Source organism: Spirosoma endbachense, assembly GCF_010233585.1.
Classification (GTDB): domain Bacteria; phylum Bacteroidota; class Bacteroidia; order Cytophagales; family Spirosomataceae; genus Spirosoma; species Spirosoma endbachense.
Map to the genome: position 1 here is coordinate 7,215,799 of NZ_CP045997.1, position 25,065 is coordinate 7,240,863.

Consider the following 25,065-nt stretch of genomic DNA (forward strand, 5'->3'; position numbering starts at 1 on the left):
AAGCCTTTCTTCACTTATTTAACGCTTCCTGGCAATTATCAACCGTCATATCTTTCATATCACGCTTGGCCGTGTTTTCGGTCACTTCTGACATTTCCAGACGTGTTCGGGTTATGCTCGATTTCACATCGCCTTTAACGTAGTATTTTTTGCCAGCTTCAGCGTCCAGCTCCAGTTCGGTTTCCCGTTTGAATACCTCGATCCCTCCGCGCTGGGCCGTTATAGACAGTTTCCCTGGCTTTGCTTTGTATTCAATGTATTTGTTGTTGCTCAGTTTGCAGATTTTTGTTCCATTGACATAAATACTGTAATTCAATGTAGAACCAAAAAACTGCCCACCCCGGTACACATATACCGTAGCAAAATCATCGACCCGATCCATACTTTTTCTATCGCTCCGAAAAGCGGACACCATTACAATTAGGCAAAGCAATAGAAGCAGAGAAAGTTTCTTCATCGTAAAATCAATCAAGTGGTACATATAGGTTTATAGAGCCGAAATTAACGTATGATGAGCTTTCAGTTTACAGATTGCTTAGGAAACGGTACTAAAAAAGGCTCCACTAACGAAGCCTTTTTTAGTACAGGTATACTGACACCTTCTACACACCAATATTGAGGGTGCTGAGTACATTGTTCATGTTCCGGACAGCATCAGCCGATTTATTGAAAGCGGCCTGTTCATCGTCATTCAATTTATAGTCAATGATTTCTTCCCAACCATTCCGACCCAGAACGACCGGAACGCCGAGGCAAATGTCTGACTGACCATACTCGCCTTCCAGCAATACGCAGGATGGAATTACCCGCTTCTGGTCGCGCAGGATACTCTCAACCATATAGGCCCCCGCAGCACCCGGCGCATACCAGGCCGATGTCCCGATCAAACCCGTCAGCGTAGCACCGCCCACCATGGTATCGGCAGCCACTTTCTTCAGCGTTTCGTCATCCAGAAACTGGCTTACCGGAACACCGGCTTTGGTTGCCAGACGAGTCAGCGGAATCATGGTTGTATCGCCATGCCCACCGATCACCGAAGCCTGTAAATCGTTCGGTGAACAGTTCATAGCCAGAGACAGATAGGTTTTAAAACGAGCTGAATCCAGAGCACCGCCCAAACCAATGACCCGATTTTTGGGTAACCCCGACGACTTCAGTGCGAGGTACGTCATGGTATCCATTGGGTTCGAGATAATGATAAAAATCGTATCTGGCGAGTACTTCAGGATATTTTCGGTTACCCCTTTCACAATGCCCGCATTGATACCGATAAGGTCTTCACGGGTCATACCTGGCTTGCGAGGTAAACCAGATGTGATCACGACAACATCCGAACCGGCTGTTTTTTCGTAATCATTAGTAGAGCCCGTCAGCTTCACGTCACAGTCGAGTAATGTGGATGCCTGGAGCATATCGAGGGATTTTCCTTCGCTAATGCCTTCTTTGATGTCTAAAAGCACGACTTCGTGGGCGAGTTCCCGGCGGGCAATGTTGTCAGCGCAGGTGGCCCCAACGGCCCCGGCACCTACTACGGTAACTTTCATACAGTATGCGGAATTAAAGGGTTAACAAGCGACGCAAAAGTACGGACCCGACTCCTGACAAACCAACGCGTTTAGAATAAACTTCGGGGCCTGTTGCTCAGTTTATGGACTATTTAGAGATTTTTTTTGTTAAATAATCTGACGTTATATGAATAACACCTGTGCCTGGATTCCAGAATTTAAACCAATCGGTTGTCGGGCTATCCAATATCCAGTTGTTGAGTAGTAACTATCTAACGTCTAACATTCCACCTAATTAAACGAATGGCAAATAAGAGTCTCTTATCACGCATTTTAAGCTCTATCTTCTTCAAGAGGGCTAATATTGGTGCTGTCCGCTATGCCCGTAACACGCGCAGTTTATACACGCTGATTCGTGAAGCGCTGGATAAGAGCGGTGGGCTTTCTGGTGCTAACATTGCGGCTTTCCGTGAACAATTGGGTGTTGTTACCCGGCTGTTAAAAGCATACGCATCTGGCGATTATCGCCAATTGCCCTGGAAAACACTGATCCGGATGATTGCGGTCCTGATCTACTTTGTTTCACCGATTGATATACTACCCGATTTTCTGCCAATTGTGGGACTGACCGATGATATTGCATTGATGTTATGGCTATTTAGCGGCATTAAAGACGATATTGAGAAATTCAGGCAATGGGAAATTTCGGCCTCAACCACTGGCGACGATGCTCCGCGTAGAACCGCGACGATCAAAATTGGTTAGTGACCAGATCAGCGAACAGGTAGATAGAATAACAAAGGTTAAACGGAATACGTTAGAATCTTTTGCCCTGTTCCTTTCACTTTTGTCTGGAAACAAATAAGTTTCATGCTGTTTTAATAGATTGTACGAGAGAGTTTTTTTAATTTTGCATACATTCAAATCCCAGGAATCATGATTTTGGCAAGTGTTTTGGCATTTATGGGTTTGGGCGGTCAGGAAATGGTGTTCATTTTCTTAGCACTGCTCCTGTTGTTCGGCGCTAAGAAAATTCCCGAACTCGCACGCGGCCTTGGAAAAGGTATCAAGGAGTTCAAAGACGCCACGAAAGACGTTCGCGATAATATCGAAGAAGGTCTGAAAGAGTCGGAGAAGTAATTGATTTTATCATACACAGAGAATCAGGCGGTCCCGATCTGGAGCCGTCTGATTCTCTGTTTCCATATCAGAGGCTCTTAACATCGAATTCAGAACAATAGATGTCTGTGAATACATACCTGTTGTCCTGAATTCGATGCCCTAATTTTTTGTCTTTTGGCTCACTACCGCAACTTTACTACCGTTCAATCCGATCTTCAATCTGGTGCTGTTACCTGCCGCCAGTTAGTGGAGCAATACCTCGTTCGCATTGAAGAGAATCGCCATCTCAACGCTTTCACGGAAGTGTATGCCGATGAATCTTTAGCGCAAGCCGATAAAATTGACCAGAAATTAGCATCGGATACAGCCGGGCGGTTGGCTGGAATGGTCATTGGCATTAAAGATGTTCTAAGTTATACCGGGCATAACGTTCGGGCGGGCAGTCGAATCCTGGACAACTTCACCGCACAATTTACCGCAACTGCCGTTCAGCGCCTGCTCGATGAAGATGTGATTATTATCGGGCGGCAAAACTGCGACGAATTTGCGATGGGTTCCTCCAATGAGAACTCAGCTTTCGGTCCCGTTCGCAATGCGGCCGACACTGACCGGGTGCCGGGCGGATCAAGTGGCGGTTCGGCGGTAGCTGTTCAGGCTGGACTATGTTTGGCTAGTATTGGTTCCGACACGGGTGGTTCCGTACGTCAGCCAGCTGCTTTCTGCGGTGTGGTCGGCCTGAAACCAACCTACGGACGTGTCAGTCGCTGGGGCTTAATTGCTTATGCATCCTCGTTCGATTGCATCGGCCCGATTGCGAATACAGTAGAAGACGCTGCCCTTTTACTCGAAATCATGGCGGGTCCCGACGATTTCGACAGCACCGTATCAAGTCAGCCCGTTCAGGCTTATTCACAGGCTCAGCTCCCAAATCGCCCTTTACGCATTGCTTATCTACGCGATGGCGTTGAAAGTACAGGTATCGACGCCAGTATCCGGGACGCCACCCAACGCAAACTGGACGCCCTTCGGGAAGCAGGCCATACGGTCGAGCCCGTCGATTTATCGCTGCTGAAATACTTACTACCAACCTACTATATTCTTACTACCGCCGAAGCATCCTCAAATTTGTCCCGCTTCGATGGAGTCCGCTATGGCTATCGAAGCAAGTCCGACAATTCGGCATCGGATACATCAACAATGGATCTTTTGTCGTTGTACAAAAAAAGTCGCACAGAAGGCTTTGGCGCAGAGGTTCGTCGTCGGATATTACTTGGCACGTTTGCGTTAAGTGCCAGCTATTACGATGCTTATTATACAAAAGCACAGCAGGTTAGACGGTTGATCCGACAAGAAACCGAACGTGTTTTTGAGCAATATGATTTTTTGTTATCGCCCACCACACCAACACCAGCGTTCAAATTGGGCGAAAAAACCGGAGATCCGCTACAGATGTACCTTGCCGATATTTTTACGGTCCAGGCTAACGTAGTGGGTTACCCGGCCATTTCAATTCCGAATGGTACAGATGCCGGTCTGCCAATTGGCATACAATTGATGGCTCCGCCTTTTGCAGAAGGCGCCATGGTTGCCTTGGCCAGAGAAATGTGTCGTTGATGGATGATTGTGGATGTGTGATGCAGTAGAAATCTCATCGATGCATCCTATATGCATACATCTCAGTAAAAGCGTAACGATTACCTAACCGATAAAACTGCATGAACCACTTGAACCGTAGCCTGTTACGAATGGGGCTGTTGAGTGCGGTGCTGGGCGTGATGACAATTGCCCGTGCCGAGACTACGATTCAATCCGGGCAAGGCGTGTCTGGTCAACAATCATCCGATAGTACAATTGTCAAAAAAGACACTGTCGCTGTTGTTCCGACGGTGCCCGACAGTTTACTCCGTGAACGCCTGACTAAACTTCAAAAAATAATTCCCTTGAATTACCATAAGTCGGTTCAGGCTTATGTCGATTACTTTACCTTCCGGAAAGCGAGCGCTACCAAATTAATGCTCGAACGGATGCCGCTTTTCTTCCCGCTCTATGAGCGCATGCTCGCTGATTATGAGCTTCCTGATGAATTAAAATTTCTGTCTATCGTTGAGTCTGCGCTGAACCCAAGGGCTATTTCACGAGCCGGCGCCGGTGGCCTCTGGCAGATTATGCCTGGAACTGGCCGCGACCTCCGACTCTCCCAGGACGACTACGTAGACGAGCGTATGGACCCCGTTAAAGCAACCGAAGCTGCCTGTAAATACCTCCGGGACCTCCATAATATTTTTGGCGATTGGGAACTGGCAATGGCGGCTTATAACTGTGGGCCAGGTGCCGTTAAACGGGCTATGCGCCGGTCGGGTGGTGATTCTTTTTACACCATTTTTGATGCCTTACCGAAAGAGACACGGGGCTACGTTCCGCAATTTGTGGCGTTTACCTACCTGATGCACTACGCCAACGATCACGGCATTTTCGCTGAGAACTACGAATACCCTATCCCGCACGATACGATTCAGGTGACGGGTTATTTCAACCTCGAAACGTTTGCCAGGCAGAGCATGATGCCGTTAGCCGATTTACAAAAAATGAATCCGGCCATTACAACGAGTATTTTGCCCGAAACCACCAAACGATATCCGCTTCGGGTTCCGCGCCAGCAGTATGACTATTTTGCGTCTCGTCGGCAGGCCATCATGGATTCGTCAAGTCAGATACCTGCGGCAATGGCTCACGTTTTATTAGCCAGTGCAGAAGACGTTCGGTATGGAACCGACTCAATGGGAATCTGGTCAACTGTGGGAAGCAATCCTCTGGCCCGGATTACACTGGACGAAACACCTGCCATCGATACTACGCCATCGGGGAAAACAGGTGTAAAACCGGCGAAACTGGCCATCCAGCTGGCAACAGCCGAATCGGCCGATGAGCCGGAAGAGGATATGGAAACGGTTGTTTTACGGAAGCCTAAAAAGCACACATACGTCGTGAAACGGGGTGATAATCTTGGCGACATTGCCGACCGGTTTAATATCGAACTATATGACCTTAAACGCTGGAATCATTTACGGTCGACCCGAATCCAGCGAGGCCAAAAACTGGTTATTCTGAAGGAGGTAGCCGAAACACGCTCCGAGAGACTAGCCGATCAGGGAACGGCGAAAGGCCGCAAAAAGGCCGAAGCGGTTGCTAAAACGAAACGGTATAAGCCTAAATACCACCGCGTTCAGGAAGGAGATACCCTCTGGAATATCGCCCAACGTTACGATGGACTGACGATCGATCAGCTTAAAAAGCTAAATCATATGCGAAGCAGCTCGTTGCGGCCAGGGCAGAAGTTGATTGTTGGCTAAAACGAAAACAGCCCGGAAGTTCTGAACTTCCGGGCTGTTTTCGTTTTTATTATCTTATACCTCCTCGGTTTGTAACTGTTTCTCATACAGTTCCCGATAGGCACCGTTTTTAGCCAGCAAATCTTCGTGCGTACCCTGTTCAACGATCTCACCATCGTCGAGCATGATGATACTATCGGCCAGCTTTGCCGAAGAAACCCGGTGCGAAATAATAACCGACGTACGGTCGGCCATGATACGCTTCAAATTGTTGAGAATAATGTTTTCGGTGTTCGTATCCACGGCTGACAGACAGTCGTCCAGAATCAGGATTTTAGGATCGCGAACAATAGCACGGGCAATGCTTAGCCGTTGCTTCTGACCACCCGAAAGCGTAACACCCCGTTCGCCAACCCGCGTCTCGAACTGCTCCGGAAAATCAATTACATTCTGGTACAGGTCTGCATCCCGAACAGCCTGATCGACACGTTCTTGTGACAGATCGGGTTTGCCAAAACGGACATTATTACTGATCGTTTCGGAAAACAGAAACACATCCTGCGGAACGTAACCCATCTGTTCCCGTACCGACGTTAAGTTATAATCCTTAAGGGGCATATCGTCTATCCGAATCTCTCCAGCAGACACGTCATACATCCGCGTCAGCAGGTTGGCGAGTGTTGTTTTCCCCGAACCCGTTGTACCCAGAATAGCCACCGTTTCGCCCGCCCGAACGTGCATCGAGAAGTTTTTAATGGCTACAATGCCCGAATCCGGATAGACAAAACGAACATTTTTGAACTCAATCTCGCCATTGATTGATCGGCGGATATTTTTTTGCGAAACAATATCGGTTTTGATTTTCAGGAACTCATTGATACGTTCCTGCGATGCGGCCGCCCGTTGCGTCTGACTTGTAGTCCAGCCGAGGGCCATGACCGGCCAGGTCAGCATATTTACGTACAGAATGAATTCGGTAATATTGCCCGGTGTCAGCCGTCCGGCCAGAATCTCCTGTCCGCCAACATACACAACCAGCACATTACTCAGTCCAACCAGAATGGCTACAATAGGAAAGAATAGTGAATCAACCCGGGTCAGGCTAAGCGACTTATTCCGGTATTCGTCGCTCTCCAGTTCAAACCGGGCTGCCGAATTATTTTCCTGAACAAACGCCTTCAGAACACGAATTCCCGAAAAAGCTTCCTGCACATAGGTCGAAAGTCGCGATAAGCTCCGCTGAATCTCTTCCGACCGCCGGATGATAATGTTATTGACCAGATAAATGGCAATCGACAAAACCGGTAACGGCAGCAATACATAAAGCGACAATCGGGCGTTGATGCTAACCATGTAGGTAATGACCAGAATAAACAGGACAATCAGGTTCAGTCCATACATAATGCTTGGCCCAACATACATCCGCACTTTGCTGACATCTTCCGAAATCCGGGCCATTAAATCGCCGGTACTGTGCTGCCGATAGAAACTAATTGGCAGTGTCTGGTAATGATCATAGATCTCGTTCTTCAGATCATACTCGACATGCCGCGACATGACAATGAGCGTTTGCCGAACCAGGAACAGGAAAAACCCCTTGAGCAAGGCCATCACAAGCGTAAGGACACCGAACAGCAGTAGACTAAAGGCGAATACATCATACAGCGATGATTGTAATGGCGACTTATCGTAGAGGTAATAAATATCGAGTGTTTCGCGCACCAGATCCAGTGCGTAGCGAACTAACTGGGCAGGAAAAATGCCAAAAAGGTTCGATATAATGGTGAATACTGTTCCCCAAATCAAATACCATTTATACTTGAGGAGATATTTATTCAGATAGGAAAGTGCTTTCACAGTGCGACCCAACAGCTTTATTTTCGTAACCCTCCGAAACCGGGAAAAGTTGCACGTTTTGCTAAGCGGTACGTTGTGTTCCAGTCGGTCAGAGGCTGCTATCCCACTCGGGTACTAACGATTTATCGTCTCCGATACCGACAGCGCAGCCAGGGCCACAAGAGCTAATCCCAACACACCCGTTCCGAGCATAATAGCCGCCATAGCCCAGCCTTTTCCCCGATAACGATCCCGATTACGCCTGATCGTTGTCAGACTGGCTACCCCCAAAAGCGTGGCCGTCAATGGAAGCGTTACGCCCAGTACCCACATCAGCGTTCCGCCTGCCACAAATAGCGAACTAAAAGACAAAACAGCCAATCCTAAGGCAACAAGAGCCAGCTTATAGGTTTTTCGGCTCGTACTGTTTCGGTCTATCGCATGTGTACGTGGTGCTACATGGGCTATTGGAAGCGAATGAAACCACCGACTAAAACGCTGATTATGGTAACTATCGGGATTGCGATGACGGGATACATTGACCACAGCCGGTGTATGTTCCGAAGCTGCCGCCTTCATCAGCGAACCAGTTGGCGATGTGGTTGCAGTCGGTAATGTGGCTACCATCGTTTCGCTCGAAGAACCGCTAACCTCCTGGTGGATCGGCACTGTATCAGTCGCTGTCGTGACAGGAAACGTAGTCAGGTTTGTTCGTTGAATCGCATTGCGCTGCGACTGAAAATAGGCGGGATGAGTTGGGCCACAACTCGATAGCAGGGTCAAGATGCAGATCGCGATGAAAGCCCCAGGGCTGACTGATCGCTGGCAAAAAGAGGACATGTAGAAGTGAGTATAGGTTAAGTCATACGGTTTCAATTGGGAAAACTACGAATAAAGGCGTATTTTTGCAATCCATACAGGCAGTTCTTTTTTTTATCGGTAGATACACTAGTTTTATCCGGGATGCTCAACAGGCGACTACTCCGAATAAAGGTCATGCAGGCGCTTTACGCCCTTCGGCAGGCCGAATTCTCAAATCAACAATTAGCCCTCGACGGCATCGCAGACCTCTTTCAGCCCGACCTGAACTCGATGCAGACACAGGACAAACGGCAGTTGGAAGGCTACCGACAACTTGCTGGTCTTCTCTTTGATGAAGCCATCAAAAATAATCTGCCTGCTCAGGATGACGACGCTCCTCAAAAAGTATTGAAAGCAGCCAACGACGGTTTAGTGTTCTACCAAAGTCGCACAAAAAAAGACCGCCAGCATTTCGCTCAGATGATGCTCAAGCAGGTAAATGGCATTTATGAAGATTATTTGCGGGTGCTGTTACTGCTTGTTGAGCTTGGTCATGCGGCCCGCACTGACCGTGAGCGCCAGTATCGTAATGTCGATGAAACACCTTTCCCATTCGAGTCTGATCTGAACGATAATACGGTTGTTCAGGCACTGGCGGCACATAAAGCCCTCCAGAACGAAGCGCTCAGGCAAGCTGTTTCATGGTCAGAAGAACTGGGTTTCGTCCGTAAAGCGCTGCGGGAAGTTCTAAAAACCGATGAAACCTATCGTGCTTATTGTGAACAGAAAACGCATACGGCCGACGAAGATCAGGCATTGGCACAATACGTGCTACGAACACTTATATTCAAGCACGAAGGCATTCGCGACCAATTGGCCGAAATTGACCTGAGTTGGGCTGAGAATAGTGAAGTTGTTCGCGGTTTAGCCATCAGAACGCTCAAATCAGTGCAAAGTCCGGCAGGTTTACAACTCGAACCCCTGACCGATGATTGGGAAGAAGATGAGCTCTTTTTGAACACCCTGTTTCAAAAGTCGCTGGAAAATGATGCCGATTATGAGCAATTATTAGCTGATCAGCTACAAAATTGGGATGTAGAGCGTGTTGCCATGCTGGATAAAATTATTCTGAAACTGGCTGTTTGCGAATTACTTAACTTTCCAAACATTCCGGTCAAAGTTACGATTAATGAATATATCGAACTGGCAAAAGCATACAGTACGCCTAAAAGCGGTAAATTTGTCAACGGAATTCTGGACAACCTTTCCGAAAAGCTGCAAGCTTCAGGGCGTCTTCGTAAGAGTGGACGTGGGTTGCTGGACAATAAATAATTGAGTTTATTGTTTGTGGTTTGTAGTTTGAGTGTTCGGTTGAACCTTAACTTTAAACCTCAAACAACAAACCACAAACTTTTCTAGAAATGAGCAGAATTGGCCGTGATTTAACCTTTTTGCTAACCGGAATTTCAGCGGGTGCCATCATCGGATTGTTATACGCTCCCGACAAGGGCAAAGTTACCCGTGATCGGCTAACGTTCCGGTTGTCGAAATATCGGGAGCAGATCGAGAGTATGATCAACGACTTAGTTAATTCGGCAGAATTACCCGAAAATCTGTCGAAAAACGAGGGCCAGCGCGTTGTGAACGATGCACGCGAAAAAGCCGAACGGCTTCTGGAAGATGTTGATCGCCTGATGGCCCAGATCAAGCAGCAAAATGCCTAAACAAGGTAGTTTTCAGTCTTCAGTGTATAGAGTTCAGCGGGCTGACTGTATCAGCGCCAGTTGCTGAACTCTATACACTGAAGACTGAAAACTATAAACTACTCACCACTAATGTACTTACAAAAATGGCTCCTTCTCCTGGCTGTAGCTTCAGTGAGTTGCGGGCAAATCAGTTGCGATAACCGGAAACAGGGCGAATCGGCCAAGGTTACTGCAACGGGCAAAATGCCTAAAATTACGTTTGCGGAAAAGGGAATTTATGACTTTGGAGCCCTAACCGAAGGAGACACGGTTGAGCATGTGTTTAAATTCACCAATACCGGTGAATTTCCGTTGATTATCAATAATATTACAGCCTCTTGTGGCTGCACAACGCCCGAATGGCCCCACGAACCAGTTGCTCCTGGTGCAACCTCATCGATTCGGGTACGGTTTAATAGCCGGGGTAAAAGCGGAGAACAAAACAAAACCGTTACAGTCATTGCCAATACCGACCCGGCCATGACTGATTTGCAATTCAGAGCGTTGGTTAACTCCAAAGCCGATTCAACCAAAAAATCATAATTCCACTCACTCATGTTTTCGATTTTATTACAGGCTGCGGCCGGTTCCAATACATCCATGATCTACAACGTGTTGTTGTGGGTAGGTATCATTGGCGTATTTTATTTCTTCATGATTCGTCCCCAGCAGAAGAAACAAAAGGACCAAAAAAGCTTTGTGGACAATCTGAAGAAAGGCGATAGCGTCGTAACAATTGGTGGATTGCATGGACGCATTGCATCGGTCGACGGCACAACGGTCACTCTCGAAGTTGATCGGGGCGTGAAGATGACTTTTGAAAAATCGTCTATCTCGCGTGAAGCAACAGCTAAACCAGCTGATTTAGAAAAATAAGAGCAAACCCCGGTGATTTGAGGAGTCATTGACTTTTGTTCGTCGGGGTTACTACATGTCTCCATTGTGACCATACCCCCAAACAACCGACCGTTTCAGCCAACGAAGGCCCTGTTGTGTCTGGGAGCGGCTACGCTGTTCTGGTTTCTGAGTGCGCTCAATAAAACCGGCTATACGCTCAACGTCGAATACCCGATCCGGTTTGTCTATAATGACTCACTTTTTGTTCCCACCAAACCGCTACCGCGCACTGTGCGTGTCAACGTTTCGGGCGATGGCTGGGGGCTACTTCGCCATTCCTGGTTACAGTTTCGGGTTGACCCCATTGACTATACGGTATCAAATCCGCTACAGGCATCGGTAATCAACACGTCTTCGTTGACCGCTGCACTGGCCGAACACATCAAGAAACTGCACGTTAATTACGTCATTGCCGATACAGTTGAAATGGGATTTGATCGACGTATGACAAAAACGATTCGGTTGATTCCCGATAGTCTGCACATCGATCTGGCTCCCCGTTACATTGTGTCGAGTGTTATCAATATGACCCCCCGCACCATTCAGGTCGAGGGGCCGGAACGACTCGTTCGCGGCATTGCGGATACACTACCTGTAACGATTCCCGGTAAACGGATTGCCGACAATTATGATAACGAAGTGATCCTGAATCATTTCCGGCACCCATTACTGCGCGTCAGTGCCGACCGGGTAACGGTTAGTTTTGAAGTCGGCGAGTTATTATCTCCGCCGTTGAAATAGAGGATCAGTAATTAGGGAGCTTTCCACAAAAGCGGACAAAAAGCCATGCTACGCCTTCTTCCAGGAGTAAACTCTGACAACTCATGAGCACGACCCTTCAGATTGGTGTAACGGGTGGGATTGGAGCGGGTAAAAGTATCGTCTGCCAAATCTTTCAGGTGTTTGGTGTCCCGGTTTATGAGGCAGATGAACGGGCCAAATGGCTTACTGAGCATGACCCTATTCTTAAGGCTGACATACTGCGTGTGCTAGGACCTAATGCCTACGATCCACTAGGCCATTATAATCGGGCATGGGTAGCCTCACAGGTCTTTGCCGACCCCGCCTTGCTAACTCAACTTAACGGTGTGATCCATCCCCGCGTCATGAGCGATACAGACGCCTGGGTTCAGGAACACGCTGATAAGCCGTATGTTATCAAAGAGGCTGCCATTATGAAGGCCGCTGGTGACCATAATTCTCTTGATAAAGTCATCGTTGTACAGGCTCCTCTGGCGTTGCGAATCGAACGTATTCGTCAGCGCGATCCGTATCGTTCTGAGCAGGAAATCATCAACATCATCAATCGCCAGATTAGCGACGATGAACGGTTAAGTCTGGCTGATTATGTCATTAACAATGACGAGAAACAATTACTTATCCCTCAGATTGTTGCGTTACATCATGAATTTTTACTGCATCAGGTTATTTAATGCCCTGCCCGAAGTAATTTAGGCTATTGCTCTGTCAACAGCCTGATCTGATGAAAAAAATCTTCATTCTTCTTACTGCCTGTATCGGCAGTTTTCTGTTTGGCGCGTTTATTACCGCCAGTGATACTCAAAAACCCTTAACAGCCGATATGGCTGAAATTGCCGCCCGCGTATTTGGGCTGGAATTTACACCCGCCGAGCGCGATTCAATGCTCGATAATCTCACCGACCTTCGCACAGACTACGAAGCCCTTCGCAAGATTGATTTACCCAATGACATTGCTCCCGCTTTGTATTTTAATCCGTTGCCAGCTGGTTTCAAAATGCCCACTGGCCCTTCATTGTTTAAAACAGCACCATCCGTAAAAGTTACAGTTCCCGCCAACCGAAATGACCTTGCCTTTTACACCGTCTCACAATTGAGCGAACTCATCAAAACCCGACAAATTTCATCGGTTGAGCTAACAAAATTCTTCCTGAATCGACTCAAGACGTTCGACCCTAAGCTGCACTGTGTCATTACCTTAACCGACGAATTAGCGTTAAAGCAGGCAGAACGGGCCGATGCCGAGTTGAAAGCCGGTAAATACCGGGGACCGCTCCACGGAATCCCTTATGGTGCCAAGGATATTCTGGCGAAGAAAGGGTATAAAACAACCTGGGGATCGGTGCCTTATCAGGACCAGACGCTGGACGTCGATGCGACTGTTATTCAGCGGCTCGAAGCAGCTGGGGCTGTACTCTGCGTAAAAACATCGGTTGGTGAGCTGGCCATGGGCGATGTATGGTTTGGCGGTAAAACCCGTAATCCGTGGAAAACAGAAAATGGGTCCAGCGGCTCATCGGCCGGAACAGCCTCAGCCGTATCGGCCGGATTAATTCCTTTTGGCATCGGTACCGAAACACTCGGTTCTATTGTCTCACCGTCAACCGTTTGCGGTACTACAGGTTTGCGTCCGACGTTCGGCCGAGTGAGTCGCTACGGGGCAATGGCATTAAGCTGGAGCATGGATAAAATCGGGCCAATTGCTCGCTCTGTTGATGATTGCGCACTTGTTTTTAATGCGATCTATGGTCCCGATGGGAATGATCCGACTGTTATGGCAGCTCCGTTTCAGTATAGCCCACTGGCATCGCTCAAAGGCATACGCATTGGCTATGTCAAAAAAGCCTTCGAAAGCAATTATGCAACCCGCGCCAACGACTCGTTAACGCTACAGGTTCTGCGCAACCTGGGCGCTGAGCTCGTTCCATTTGAGTTACCAACGGGTGTGTCAGCCAATCGAATTTCGTTCTTGCTCGGCGCTGAAGCCGCTGCTTCATTTGACGAACTGACTCGGTCCGGTAAAGACGACAAGATGGTTCGTCAGCTAAAAAACGCCTGGCCAAATGAGTTTCGTTCGTCACGGTTCGTTCCGGCAGTTGAATATATACAGGCCAATCGTGCCCGAACAAAACTGATCAATGAAATGGCGACTCAACTTAAGACAGCCAATCTTGATGTATACATTAGCCCAACCTATGCAGGTGGAAATCTGACACTTACTAACCTCACAGGTCATCCCTGTGTGGTGCTCCCCAATGGTTTTAACAAGCAAAATACACCGAGTAGCATCACGTTTATGGGGCAGTTATTTGAAGAAGGTAAGGTCCTGGCCGTCGCAAAGGCATATCAGGACGCTACGGATTGGCATAAGAAACATCCCGATTTATAGATGGTAGTCAGGGAATAAATTGTACTAGCTGGTACGATCAAAGTCTTTTATTCACGACCTGCGATCCATAAATACTTGTGGTCGATGCCCGAACCCGTAACTTAGTCTGGCCTGGTTCGGCCGGGAACGCGCTTGTTGTCCATCCCGGATTACGGCCTGACTAGCGGAAGACGTGGAACGAATTGTTAAGAATTTCCTGGATAGTAAAAGTTAAATTCGGTTTTATAAGGCAAAGCTGGTCGCTGTATGACGGGATAACCGAATGACAGCGACCAGCTTTTTTAGGGCCTAAATCATTTTAGACCTTTCGCTGAGAGCCACTGTCTACGATACCGTGCCACGGTTGCTACTGATACGCAAACAAACCGGGGCACGGTATCGTAGACAGTGGCTCTCAGCAAAAAGACTACATTAATTCATTGCATTATTTTTCAGAAACAGATTGTTGAATTTACCGCAGCTAAAAAATATTTATTCTCTCACTTTCAATTACTTACACAAGTAAACGCTATAATCCATTAGATCTACTTTTTAAAAAACCTATTCTGATTAGTTATTTATTCATAATTCCTCGTCTAATCAGCTTTATACAACTAACTTCTATATGTCAGTGAATCTATTGGATTTAGCTAAAGCCCACCTCAACGACCGTGTTGTAAGTGAGGTAAGTAATACGCTTGGTGAGAATGAGCAAAAAACACAAACAGCCGTGAATGGTGCCCTTCCAGCGGTGTTAGGGGGTATAATTCAAAAAGCGTTAGAACCCGGTGGAGCAAGCACGATCATGAATTTCGTTGGGGAGATTATGGCCCAGAATCATGCAAGTGGTGATGTAATCGCCCAGGAAGGGGGCGTTTTGGGCCAATTAGACGGTTTACTGAATGGTAAAAGTGGCAAACTTGACAGCCTCCTGGCCATTGGTGCTAATGTTATTAGAAGTCTGTTTGGAAGCAAAGCCTATGACATTGCCGAAGCCCTCGCGACTGACAGTGGCATTAAACAATCATCGGCGTCATCACTAATAAACCTGGCTGCGCCGGTGTTATTAAGCCTGATCGGTAAGAAAATGGCCGACGAGAATATCGGTCCTCTAGAACTAGCCAGTTTTCTGAACGCCCAGACAAAGAACGTTCAGGCCGCCATCCCTTCAGAACTTGGGTCATTGTTAAGTACTATTCCCGGCCTCGGCCTGATTGGGGGTTTGGGCGGCAAATTGTCGACGATGGTAAACCCTGTTCCACAGGTTCGTGCTAATCCCCCAGCATCAACACTGAGTTATAACAACAGTAACCAGCGTACAAACGGCAATCGCTGGTTGCCCTGGCTTTTATTACTATTGGGTGCACTAGCTATGTTTTTTGTTCTGCGCTCATGCCGAAACGATGAAAAAACAAGCCTATCAGCTACAACTGACAGCCTGAGTACCGATATGAGCAATATGGCATCGGATTTGTCGGCCACAGTCGATTCAGTCGGGAGTCAAGTAGAATCAGCCGTAGATTCGGCCGGTGATGCCCTTGGCGATGCAACGGCCAATTTAGGTGCATTCTTCAAACGTAAACTTCCCTCTGGCTATGAACTGAACATTCCAGAGTTCGGCATTGAGAATAACCTTGTGAAATTTATTGAAGACAAGAATCAGCCGGTTGATAAAACGACCTGGTTCAACTTCGACCGACTGCTGTTCGATACGGGGAAATCGACACTAAAACCATCGTCGCAGGAGCAGTTGACAAACATGGCTGAAATTCTGAAAGCGTTCCCACAGGCAGAACTCAAGCTGGGTGGCTATACGGATAACACCGGCAGTGCCGAAATAAACCAAAAGCTGTCGCAGGAGCGGGCCGATGCGGTCAAGGCTGAATTAGTAAAACTTGGCATTGACGGATCGCGTTTAGACGCTGAGGGATATGGCCAGCAACATCCGGTAGCCTCAAATGATACTGCCGAAGGCAGAGCCCAGAACCGTCGGATTGCGGTTCGGGTAACAAAGAAGTAAGCTTTGGGTTATCCGAGTTCGTTTGTCGAAAAATACGACAAACGAACTCGGATAACCTCTTACCACAATTTCTCCGGGTATTTCCCTTCATCGTGCAGGCGCTTCAAAGCTGCCTGTACTACTGGCTTATCTTCCGGATAGGTGACACCAAACCACTCAGAGCGGCTCCGGAATACTTTACAATGCCCAAGGTCAGTTTGAATAAGATTCGTCATAACCGTTGGAATGTAAAACTCAGCCTTTGGCGAGTCAATATTTGCAATGGCGTAACTTTCGAACTGATGCTGTACCAATGGGAAAACAGTCGGTTTGAAACCCCAGAAATTCATTGAAACGGGTGTATCGGGCGATAAAGGAGTTAGCCCTTCCGACTCTTCATATACAATCCGCCGACCCTCCAAACCGTTCTCCTTCTCGTAGATTTTCGTACGCTCGATCACAGATACGAGATTGCCGTTTTCATTCACCTCACACACCCCGCGCGAAACCGATCCATTCTCCGAGAGCGTGTTTTTCACTTCATAACCCACCATCGCATGGAGTTGGTTATCCGTATCAGTCGTTAGAAAATCGCCAATCAGCTGAAATGCTTCCAGCCCATAAAAGTCATCGGCATTAATAACCGCAAATGGAGTTTTAGTATGATCCTTCGCACAAAGCATGGCATGACCAGTACCCCACGGCTTGGTACGTTTCACTTCGCCTAACTCAGCCGGAACGTATGAACTTAATGCCTGAATGGCATAATCCACGTCAATTTTTCCGGCTAACTTCTGGCCGAATACCTCTTCAAAGTCGGCACGCAGCTCCTGGCGTATAATAAAAACGACCTTTCCGAACCCCGCCCGGATAGCATCGAAAAGCGAATAGTCAATGATTGTCTCTCCGTTTGGCCCAAACTGGTCGAGTTGCTTAACTCCGCCATAACGGCTGCCCATACCAGCCGCCAGAATTAAAAGGGTAGGTTGCATTATTGTTTAGTTAGTAGTCAATAGATCATTGTCGTCAGTCGGGGTCAAAATTAGGCAAAAGGATTTCGGCTACCTATTCAAAGGCTGTTTATGACGCTGTTTAAATTTTACAGGCCTTTGGCTTGGAGCCATGGTCTGCCATGCCACCGCAGCCGCGGACGGTGGTTTGTCTGCACATCATTAGTAACCGTGGCACGGCAGACCGTGGCTCCAGGCCAAAGGCCTGTTTTAGAGTAAATCCCCAAAGCGGTTGAAGTATGAGTTGGGCTACCCGGCAGTGCAAACTTTTGAGAAACACAACATGAAGATCATTGACAAAGGCCCGAAGTTCCAGCCTCCATAGCTGTTCGTGATACCATCTTTCCGGTCGTACAAACCCGGCTATAGTTGATATGGGTTTACCATTGATGACCAGTATAGTCGAATGCTCGCTTTAGGCTCCATCGATCTGACAGATGGCACAGTAGGTATTCGTGAGAGTAAACACGATCGGCATTTACCTCTCTTATGGCTTTTTCAGTAGCCGTAACGTACGACTTTCGCTACCAAGCTGTAATTGATAGAAATACAGGCCCGCCGGTAAGTTATCCCCTTTTAACTGGATTTGATAATTCCCGGACGATTGCTCGCTTTGCTCTTCTAACTGTCTCAACACACGCCCGGTGGCATCCATGAGCGTATGGTGCACCCGACCACTCAACGGTATACTATAATCGATGGTTGTTTGCTCCACAAAGGGATTAGGATATACTCGAGCGGATAAATGGGATTCTCCCCTCGTGGGCCAGGAACCGTTAACAATCGCTACAGTAGCCGTGAATACTGAACCTGCCTGCGCCGTAAAGCCCGGTTGCAATGTTACGGATTTGCCAGCTGTATAGTACACCGTTGCTCCCTGGCTTATACCGTTACTGGCCACGATTGTCTCACTGGCTTTCTGATCGATCATAAGCCCTGCTGTTACAAATTGGCTCAGCGTTATTTGTGGTGGATAATCCTGTGCTACAACCGAACCACTAACAAATAATAAGCCGACTAAGAATAGGTCCTTTTTCATACATCAACTAACTTAATGGTTAACTTTTGATTCCAACACCATCATTCTCTCTTTCAATTGCCGGTTCTGCTCCTGAACGTTTGCTAACTCTTTGCGCTGTTCAATTAAATACAAGGTCAGTTCTTCTATTTTCTCTAACAGTTTAGCATCCATTTTGGCGACATCCATCCCTTCTTTTACCAATTGCTCAGCCGACGGAACACCCGGTAAATGCTGATGAGCAGTAATGTATTGTTCAACCTGAACGAGCGACTGTAGCTTATAGGCTGGCGCAAATACTTTATCGGACCAGTCGGCGGTGTTCTTAATGGCTACTTTCACTTTCTCGGTTAAAATACCTTCCTGAACAAACAGCCGGTATCCGGCAGGTGTTTTCAGTACATTCTGACCAATAATAACGGCATCGTCATTACTGCTTTGGAGAAAGCGACCCTTGCGCTGCCACAAACTTTCGACAGCCGCTTCACGACCACCATTGCTATATCCGGCCAAAATGACATTACCGTCGCCGTCGACGCTTAAAAATTTGTTGGTAAAGCGGCTAACGGGATCATCGTCATTAACCTCTTCGAGCCGTAGACCTGATTTATTGACTTCTCCGCTATTGATGTGCAAGCGATTGGTTGGACTACTGGTACCTATTCCGACCTTTGCATTATTACCAATTACGACGGCATCAGATACATTGACAGTTGCGTTGTTACCAAGGGCCGTTGCATTGACCAGTCCGCCCGAACCGGCATTGGCCTGATAACCCAGAAAGGTGTTATACTGACCAGAGGTGTTGTTGGTGCCCGACTGATAGCCAATGAATGTGTTGCCTGACGCAACATTGTTGTAGCCAGCATAATAACCCATGAACGTATTCTGACTGCCAGTCTGATTGGAATACCCGGCATAAGGACCCATCAATGTATTAGACGACCCGGTGGTATTTTGACGGCCTACGCCAAATCCCAGAAAGGCATTAAAAGAGCCGGTTTGATTACCGAAACCGGCGTAGTAACCCGTGAACGTATTGTTACCACCCGTTGAATTGCTGTAACCCGCCGAAGAACCCGTAAAGGTATTCAGTGATCCTGTGGTGTTGAAAAACCCCGCATTACCACCCAAAAAGACATTGTTAGATCCTGTTGTAACAAAATTGCCTGCAAAGGTACCAACCAGCGTGTTGTTACTACCCGGAGTAGCTGAGTTCGATGTATTGGCGACGTAGTTGTTCTGGGCTCTGGTCAGTACTGGAAGTACTACCAGAGTGCCGATCAGGTATGAGTAAATCGCTTTCATGGGGATTAAGGGTTTAAGAAAAGAAAAAGATACCACCTGACCAGATGGCACTTTAAATTGGCTATTTAAGCGATAGACTTAAGTAATTATTAATCCTAGAGTCACGGTTTTGAGCAAACGGTATAAATATCACGGATACTACTCCTATTTATTGAAAGATTATAGCTTAAGTGATAAGCAGAATTAGTTGCACCACAATCAGTTACATCGCTACTTCCTATAGTTTATGTTCAATGTCTATACGTATCTGAATGGCACAATAGAATATAGTTAGTTGCTTGAAACAGCTAAAATAAACGGCGTGTTGAGGTTATGATTTCAACATCCTTAAATGGTTCACAAGTACTGGCTCCATCAACAGGACCGGACCTGAGAGGTCCGGTCCTGTTGATGGAGCCACGAGTAAAGCTGCCTACATTACTAATTATACCTTACTGGCAGCATGCCAATCTAGGTGAACAGTATCATTTTTTGCTACCCACTAACTTCAGGTGAATATCAATATCAGGCTGAATGAAATTGGCGTCGGGTAATGTAGGATCTGATGCGTAGGTTATTCCCCATTTTGTCCGGTCTACTTTCAGGACTCCCTCTGCCATAATCTGATTATTGGTTAGATCAATTTTAGCCGGGAAGTTAACCGCATAGGTTTTACCTAACATCGTCAGGTCTCCGTTTACCTGATAGTTGGCCCCATCGATACCATTGGGCGTACTGCCCGTATAGCTCGTAACACTGGTGATCGTATAGGTTATGGCAGGATGAACAGCCATATTAAAAAAGTCGGCACTTTGCAGGTGGTGCACCAGCTGTTGCTTCAGGGAATCTGTCGGTAAATTGTAATTGACTAGAGAAGAAAGGGGAATGCTGAATATCCCGCCACTAATTTTCCCGTTTTGACTCGTCAGGTTTTTACTTTGAACACGAATAGACCCTTCATTGAAATACCCGGTGCGAAGATGGCCTTTCCACTCAGCTACTGATTTCGTATCGTCGAGTTCATACACTGTGGCAACCACATCATCGGTTTTCTTGCATCCCCACAGAAAAGCAGATAAGGCCATTGCACTTAATAAAGCTAATTTCTTCATACGTTTTTGATTTAAAATACCCGTTTTTTGTAGCACTTCACCTGCCAGAAATCAGCATACAGCTATGATTCGTCAGGCGCAGTACAAAACTACCAGTGGGTAATTTTGAGGTAAATACATATGAGATGAATTGCCTATTAAGCTAGCTCAGTTGCGATTTTCCAGATTTAAAGTATGATTGGTAATGGCTTTCAATAGCTCCTTTCAACCAGTACAGTAATCTGGGGCTAACCCTTGGTGACCGACAGGTAGAGAAATGCTGAATCTAGCCTAAAACTGGTGGTCCTTTAGTCCGAGAGGGCGAAAATCTGCCCTTTAGCGAGCTCAGAGATAGTTGACTTCATGGCAACAGGTAAATCAATTGGCAGAAAACTACTAGGGGCTCTATCAACAGCTACCAACGAAAAGAAGTTGAAGCGAAACAGATCTGTAATGGAAGAATACTTAGCGCCCTCTATCTTTTAACCATAGGTACAGGATGGCTAATAAGTCGAAGCATAGAATAGGATAACTAATTACCAGGAGTCGCCACCAACGGCTAGTCTGCATCAACTCAAAAACCTCAAACCTGCAATAGACTACCGAGGGCACGATAACCAATAACAGAAGACTTAAGAGTTCAAATAAACGTTTCACAATCCATACAGGGTAGAAGTAAGCAACTTACTAGCATCAAATGCTTTTTTGGTAGCAGTCACTCCCCCAAACCCACCAACTGAGTTAACAGGCACACGTAACTAATAACGAGTATAATTACTGATTATAACGGCGATATCCATATTTGGTTGACGAAGTGATTTATCGGTCAACGCAACACGAACTTACTGTTGGTTATGCCGCTTCATCCACCTATTCAGGACAAGAAGCAACAGCAAGCAATATACTTATTATCAGATACTTAGCTCATACTCCAATTTCCCCGCTGTCAGCCACGACGCAATGTCAGACAAGCCGTAGGCCAGCAGAGGAACAACCACAAACAGGATGATGAGCATTGCCACAATGACGTATTTCATGGTGGTCTGAATAACGACGAGCAGATTACCCTAAGAACGTTACTGCCAGCAACTTATTCCGTCTAACCTCGAACAACTGTTTCTACACGCCAAAACTAAAGAACTGACGGTCCAAACGTTTTTTCGGCTGATTCACTCAACAAAAATTGCGTTTGATAGCATAGGTAGTTTAGTATTAGTACCGTTTATTCGACTTTTGCGTAGTCATGTATCCCGCAAAACCTTTCAATAAAAGGTGCCGGTTACTAGAAGGATTACCAGCAATAATCCAATACATTTCTAATCAGGCATGTCATTTACATCGATTTTTCAACTAAACCATTAACGAATATGAAAGCATTGTTTTCTTTGTTTCTGCTGACGGTAATTGCAGCAACAAGCTATGCCCAGGTTGCAAACGACAATTCGTTCGAAGTACAAATCGATGGGAAACCCTATAAAACCCAGCCCCGGCGAATACGCATTGGTAATTACTGGTGGGTAACAGCCAATAGCATTAAACCCGATAAATCAGTAAGAATATGGCTCGGCAGTTACGACAATAAAGATATTATCGAGACAGGCACCTACCTGATTGTTGATGCCGATAAGCCAGATACGAAAGAAAATAAGAAAAAAATTCAGGAACTGGGCACCTATAAAGGAATTGCGGCTGTCAAGTATGTTGAAGAAACACGGGAGCCCCGGATGGAATATCACGTGGGAAAATCTCAAAATGGCGACGAAACAATCACTGTAAAAATGGGGGCTGATGGCTTTCTGGAAGCAACGTTCAACTGTTCGCTGGCTGGCACGTATTGGAAGGAAAAAGCGACGGCTACGGTTTTCGGCGGTGTAGGACGCCTTATTAACAAAATGGAAGATAAGGCAATTACAAAAACAACCGGTTATGATTCAGCCATTGATCCAGAAGGGAATGGTTATAGTAAGCAGAGTAAGAAAGACACGATTACATTAACAAATGGTTCGTTCAAACTAAAAATCAATTAATGTTAGGACTTTCGCTCAGAACAGTGCCACCGCAGCCGCGGACGGTGGCACTGTTCTGAGCGAAAGTCCTAAACGTATTGAGCATATAGTCACTAAATAAGTTCAATCTACCGGTGTGCTAGAATACCAAACGTGCCCATAGGGTTGCAACATAGCTCATGTTGCAACCCTATGGGCATGAAGGCAAGTAGCAGGCTATTTACACGATAAATACCTGTTATAAACGGAGCTATCTTGACCATAGCTCACGCGAATAGACACACCTATCTATCAACTAGTCTAGAATAGGTGGGCATAATTGAGTAGCAGCGGTTTTAATTAATCCATCTGACGATTTCAATAATATGTACTATGCATAGCTTCATCATGTACTTTATCTTGCTCTATCGTATCCAGCACTGCCCTGGCAAAGGAAGTCTTGTCAGATTTACGATAATGATCTTTCGATAAAGCCCCGGATGGAGCCTTAAAGTCCTGGCTAACGCGCTGACAGGCAGCCCATAAGTCTGGATTCAATTTAATTTTGTGGTGTCGAATAGGCGTATCAGCCCCAAACCACAGCCGGATTACATTGCCTAAGGTTGGTTTCATCACAGTACCCATGCTTTATTTATCAATATAACAAAGGCAAATGTTTGATTATTTTACTAATAAATAGGATATTAATTAAAAATTAATTTAAAGTCTGGCCAGAATAGGCATAACATAAAACTGTAGCTGATCGATTTACCCGAATTTTATTAGCGAAAAGAAGCCATAATCGAACGACTCTTTATAGCTTGATTACCTAATAATTGACGGCGAATTTCCTTCCATCGACGACGCGAAACGGGAAACGACTCGCCGGTTGTTACATCAACCCGGTAGCTACCGTCAGCAAATTCTATTTTTTCAATAAATTGCCGGTTTACGACACAATTTCGGTGAAGACGGACAAACCAATTCGCTGGCAAATGGCTATGATGGTGCTTTAATGTCTTGGTTGTCAATAACCGTTGCCCATCTTTTAAACACACCCAGCAATAATTCTTTTCAGCTTCTAAACAGACTATATCAGCTGGAGAAAATAATTGGCGACTATCAGTACGAGCGTATAGTCGAATAGGAAGGCAATCAAGCAATTCGGTAGAAATGACCGTTGCCTGTTCAAAAAAGAAAGTCATTAAAAGGTTGTTTTGCTGTCTCCTTATGTACGAGATTGGCGGTATAGTTAGATTGCCGGAAAGCGATAATATTCTATTTATTCTCTAGACTTATATCAAACTTGCAGATTGGGATTGACCACCTAAATAGTCTATTTCCAATATATATTCATTAATATGAGCAGGAATTATATACATTATCCAAACAGAAGATTAATTATAATTTTTCGCAGCGTTGGACAATATATAATGCAAAATCTATTTGTTAATCTATAATACGTAGTTACATTGCGTATGTTTTTCGTAAAATATACAACCAATTATTTAGACGGAATGCCTGATTTTTTTAGTCCGTTAATCTATGCTGTAGACGATGACGAAGACGATCGCTACTTGTTAGAGCATATTTTTACTGATCATTTTAAGGAATGCGACTTGCGGGTATTTGACAATGGAGCAGCGCTCTTGACCCATTTAACGCATCAATTAGACGGTAGACTGCCAGATATGATTATTCTGGATTTAGAAATGCCCGTCTTTAGTGGTTTTGAACTTCTTCATTTTTTAAAGCAAAACGACGATTTTAGCTTAATACCTGTTTCGATTCTGTCAGCAACGCTCCATAAAGAGCATATTGATCGGTGCTACGAATTAGGGTCAAGTAGATATCTGAGCAAATCGCAAAGTTACATCGAGTTGGTTTCCAGCATTCAACAGTTGCAAGAGTACTGGCTGGAAGCGCTCGTTCTAAAAAAAAGAACCCAAAAGCAGTATTCAAGGCTACTGGAAGTAATTGACCTGGAAAGTCTTTCGCTTAATTAACTAGTAAATTCGTTTACAACTAGTTAGTTTTTCTTATATTGCGTCAAAATTAATGACGTATAGTTCATTATCTCATGATCGAACGCTCGCAACCACTACATGACGACGAATCTAGTAGTGAAGAAAACTTCTATAAGATGTTGGAAGAGTACACGCAACAAGTTCGGCAACGTTATCGCATACCTGTGCGTTTGAATCTGCCACGTTTATCCGGCAAAAAACCAGGCAAGAGCTATTTCGAAAGCAAGTAATCCATGCTTTCGAAATAGTTCCTGCCTGGTTATCCACAAAGCATTCCTGACCTCAC

The 25,065-nt window shown here is 46.1% G+C and carries 26 protein-coding genes; 15 read left to right on the forward strand and 11 right to left on the reverse strand.

The annotated features are described in order from the left end of the window. Positions 1 to 10: 10 nt before the first annotated feature. Positions 11 to 457 (reverse strand): DUF2846 domain-containing protein, encoded by a 447-nt coding sequence (locus GJR95_RS29355; protein ID WP_162389246.1) that lies wholly within the window; start codon positions 455 to 457, stop codon positions 11 to 13. A gap of 145 nt (positions 458 to 602) precedes the next feature. Next, the gene (gene mdh, locus GJR95_RS29360; protein WP_162389247.1) at positions 603 to 1,544 is read right to left on the reverse strand and encodes a malate dehydrogenase; all 942 of its coding nucleotides are present in this window, start codon (positions 1,542 to 1,544) and stop codon (positions 603 to 605) included. Between the two features lie 264 nt (positions 1,545 to 1,808). Here mdh and GJR95_RS29365 point away from each other — a divergent pair, with 264 nt between their 5' ends. From GJR95_RS29365 to GJR95_RS29380, 4 genes are all read left to right on the forward strand, one after another. Further along, positions 1,809 to 2,270, forward strand: a complete 462-nt coding sequence (locus GJR95_RS29365) for a YkvA family protein (protein WP_162389248.1) — start codon at positions 1,809 to 1,811, stop codon at positions 2,268 to 2,270. 171 nt (positions 2,271 to 2,441) lie between these two features. Next, entirely contained in the window at positions 2,442 to 2,645 is a 204-nt protein-coding gene (locus tag GJR95_RS29370) for a Sec-independent protein translocase subunit TatA/TatB (RefSeq protein WP_162389249.1), read from the forward strand. Between the two features lie 156 nt (positions 2,646 to 2,801). Next, entirely contained in the window at positions 2,802 to 4,241 is a 1,440-nt protein-coding gene (gene gatA / locus GJR95_RS29375) for an Asp-tRNA(Asn)/Glu-tRNA(Gln) amidotransferase subunit GatA (RefSeq protein WP_162389250.1), read from the forward strand. Between the two features lie 101 nt (positions 4,242 to 4,342). After that, complete coding sequence (locus tag GJR95_RS29380) at positions 4,343 to 5,977, forward strand: lytic transglycosylase domain-containing protein (RefSeq protein ID WP_162389251.1); 1,635 nt, start codon at positions 4,343 to 4,345, stop codon at positions 5,975 to 5,977. A gap of 54 nt (positions 5,978 to 6,031) precedes the next feature. On the opposite strand, the gene GJR95_RS29385 is transcribed toward GJR95_RS29380, so the two are convergent. After that, positions 6,032 to 7,813 carry an ABC transporter ATP-binding protein gene (locus GJR95_RS29385; RefSeq protein ID WP_162389252.1) on the reverse strand — a complete coding sequence of 594 codons (1,782 nt, stop codon included), beginning with the start codon at positions 7,811 to 7,813 and terminating at the stop codon, positions 6,032 to 6,034. 114 nt (positions 7,814 to 7,927) lie between these two features. Beyond that, positions 7,928 to 8,632, reverse strand: a complete 705-nt coding sequence (locus tag GJR95_RS29390) for a DUF4190 domain-containing protein (RefSeq protein WP_162389253.1) — start codon at positions 8,630 to 8,632, stop codon at positions 7,928 to 7,930. A gap of 156 nt (positions 8,633 to 8,788) precedes the next feature. Here GJR95_RS29390 and nusB point away from each other — a divergent pair, with 156 nt between their 5' ends. The 8 genes from nusB to GJR95_RS29430 all read left to right on the forward strand — a co-directional run bounded on the left by nusB (position 8,789) and on the right by GJR95_RS29430 (position 16,382). Then, the gene (gene nusB, locus GJR95_RS29395; RefSeq protein ID WP_162389254.1) at positions 8,789 to 9,925 is read left to right on the forward strand and encodes a transcription antitermination factor NusB; all 1,137 of its coding nucleotides are present in this window, start codon (positions 8,789 to 8,791) and stop codon (positions 9,923 to 9,925) included. A gap of 89 nt (positions 9,926 to 10,014) precedes the next feature. After that, positions 10,015 to 10,317, forward strand: coding sequence for a YtxH domain-containing protein (locus GJR95_RS29400; protein WP_162389255.1), 303 nt, complete (start codon positions 10,015 to 10,017; stop codon positions 10,315 to 10,317). Between the two features lie 111 nt (positions 10,318 to 10,428). Then, complete coding sequence (locus tag GJR95_RS29405; RefSeq protein ID WP_162389256.1) at positions 10,429 to 10,881, forward strand: DUF1573 domain-containing protein; 453 nt, start codon at positions 10,429 to 10,431, stop codon at positions 10,879 to 10,881. 12 nt (positions 10,882 to 10,893) lie between these two features. Further along, positions 10,894 to 11,214, forward strand: coding sequence for a preprotein translocase subunit YajC (gene yajC, locus GJR95_RS29410; RefSeq protein ID WP_162389257.1), 321 nt, complete (start codon positions 10,894 to 10,896; stop codon positions 11,212 to 11,214). A gap of 66 nt (positions 11,215 to 11,280) precedes the next feature. Then, complete coding sequence (locus tag GJR95_RS29415) at positions 11,281 to 11,976, forward strand: YbbR-like domain-containing protein (protein WP_394369969.1); 696 nt, start codon at positions 11,281 to 11,283, stop codon at positions 11,974 to 11,976. An 83-nt stretch (positions 11,977 to 12,059) separates the two neighbouring features. Beyond that, positions 12,060 to 12,668 (forward strand): dephospho-CoA kinase, encoded by a 609-nt coding sequence (gene coaE, locus GJR95_RS29420; protein WP_162389258.1) that lies wholly within the window; start codon positions 12,060 to 12,062, stop codon positions 12,666 to 12,668. Between the two features lie 50 nt (positions 12,669 to 12,718). Continuing rightward, positions 12,719 to 14,383: an amidase gene (locus GJR95_RS29425; RefSeq protein ID WP_162389259.1), complete on the forward strand. Its 1,665-nt coding sequence runs from the start codon at positions 12,719 to 12,721 to the stop codon at positions 14,381 to 14,383. A 604-nt stretch (positions 14,384 to 14,987) separates the two neighbouring features. Beyond that, entirely contained in the window at positions 14,988 to 16,382 is a 1,395-nt protein-coding gene (locus GJR95_RS29430) for an OmpA family protein (protein ID WP_162389260.1), read from the forward strand. Positions 16,383 to 16,441: 59 nt separating this feature from the next. Here the strand turns inward: GJR95_RS29430 and GJR95_RS29435 are convergent, their stop codons facing one another. The 5 genes from GJR95_RS29435 to GJR95_RS42585 form a co-directional block, all read right to left on the reverse strand. Beyond that, positions 16,442 to 17,353 (reverse strand): nucleotidyltransferase family protein, encoded by a 912-nt coding sequence (locus GJR95_RS29435; RefSeq protein ID WP_162389261.1) that lies wholly within the window; start codon positions 17,351 to 17,353, stop codon positions 16,442 to 16,444. Positions 17,354 to 17,858: 505 nt separating this feature from the next. Continuing rightward, a complete protein-coding gene (locus GJR95_RS29440; RefSeq protein WP_162389262.1) occupies positions 17,859 to 18,410 on the reverse strand; it encodes a T9SS type A sorting domain-containing protein in 552 nt (183 codons plus the stop codon). A gap of 12 nt (positions 18,411 to 18,422) precedes the next feature. Further along, complete coding sequence (locus tag GJR95_RS29445; RefSeq protein WP_162389263.1) at positions 18,423 to 19,697, reverse strand: autotransporter outer membrane beta-barrel domain-containing protein; 1,275 nt, start codon at positions 19,695 to 19,697, stop codon at positions 18,423 to 18,425. 464 nt (positions 19,698 to 20,161) lie between these two features. Next, complete coding sequence (locus tag GJR95_RS29450) at positions 20,162 to 20,788, reverse strand: YceI family protein (RefSeq protein ID WP_162389264.1); 627 nt, start codon at positions 20,786 to 20,788, stop codon at positions 20,162 to 20,164. 890 nt (positions 20,789 to 21,678) lie between these two features. Beyond that, the gene (locus GJR95_RS42585) at positions 21,679 to 21,804 is read right to left on the reverse strand and encodes a hypothetical protein (protein WP_262889734.1); all 126 of its coding nucleotides are present in this window, start codon (positions 21,802 to 21,804) and stop codon (positions 21,679 to 21,681) included. A 330-nt stretch (positions 21,805 to 22,134) separates the two neighbouring features. Here GJR95_RS42585 and GJR95_RS29455 point away from each other — a divergent pair, with 330 nt between their 5' ends. Continuing rightward, positions 22,135 to 22,794: a hypothetical protein gene (locus tag GJR95_RS29455; RefSeq protein WP_162389265.1), complete on the forward strand. Its 660-nt coding sequence runs from the start codon at positions 22,135 to 22,137 to the stop codon at positions 22,792 to 22,794. A 336-nt stretch (positions 22,795 to 23,130) separates the two neighbouring features. On the opposite strand, the gene GJR95_RS29460 is transcribed toward GJR95_RS29455, so the two are convergent. Further along, positions 23,131 to 23,385 carry a hypothetical protein gene (locus GJR95_RS29460; protein ID WP_232074048.1) on the reverse strand — a complete coding sequence of 85 codons (255 nt, stop codon included), beginning with the start codon at positions 23,383 to 23,385 and terminating at the stop codon, positions 23,131 to 23,133. Positions 23,386 to 23,534: 149 nt separating this feature from the next. Next, the gene (locus tag GJR95_RS29465) at positions 23,535 to 23,957 is read right to left on the reverse strand and encodes a LytR/AlgR family response regulator transcription factor (RefSeq protein ID WP_162389267.1); all 423 of its coding nucleotides are present in this window, start codon (positions 23,955 to 23,957) and stop codon (positions 23,535 to 23,537) included. A gap of 312 nt (positions 23,958 to 24,269) precedes the next feature. Between GJR95_RS29465 and GJR95_RS29470 the strand changes: the two genes are divergently transcribed. Together GJR95_RS29470 and GJR95_RS29475 are read left to right on the forward strand one after the other, a co-directional pair. After that, complete coding sequence (locus GJR95_RS29470; RefSeq protein ID WP_162389268.1) at positions 24,270 to 24,758, forward strand: response regulator; 489 nt, start codon at positions 24,270 to 24,272, stop codon at positions 24,756 to 24,758. A 74-nt stretch (positions 24,759 to 24,832) separates the two neighbouring features. Continuing rightward, complete coding sequence (locus GJR95_RS29475; protein WP_162389269.1) at positions 24,833 to 25,009, forward strand: hypothetical protein; 177 nt, start codon at positions 24,833 to 24,835, stop codon at positions 25,007 to 25,009. The last annotated feature ends 56 nt before the right edge of the window (positions 25,010 to 25,065 follow it).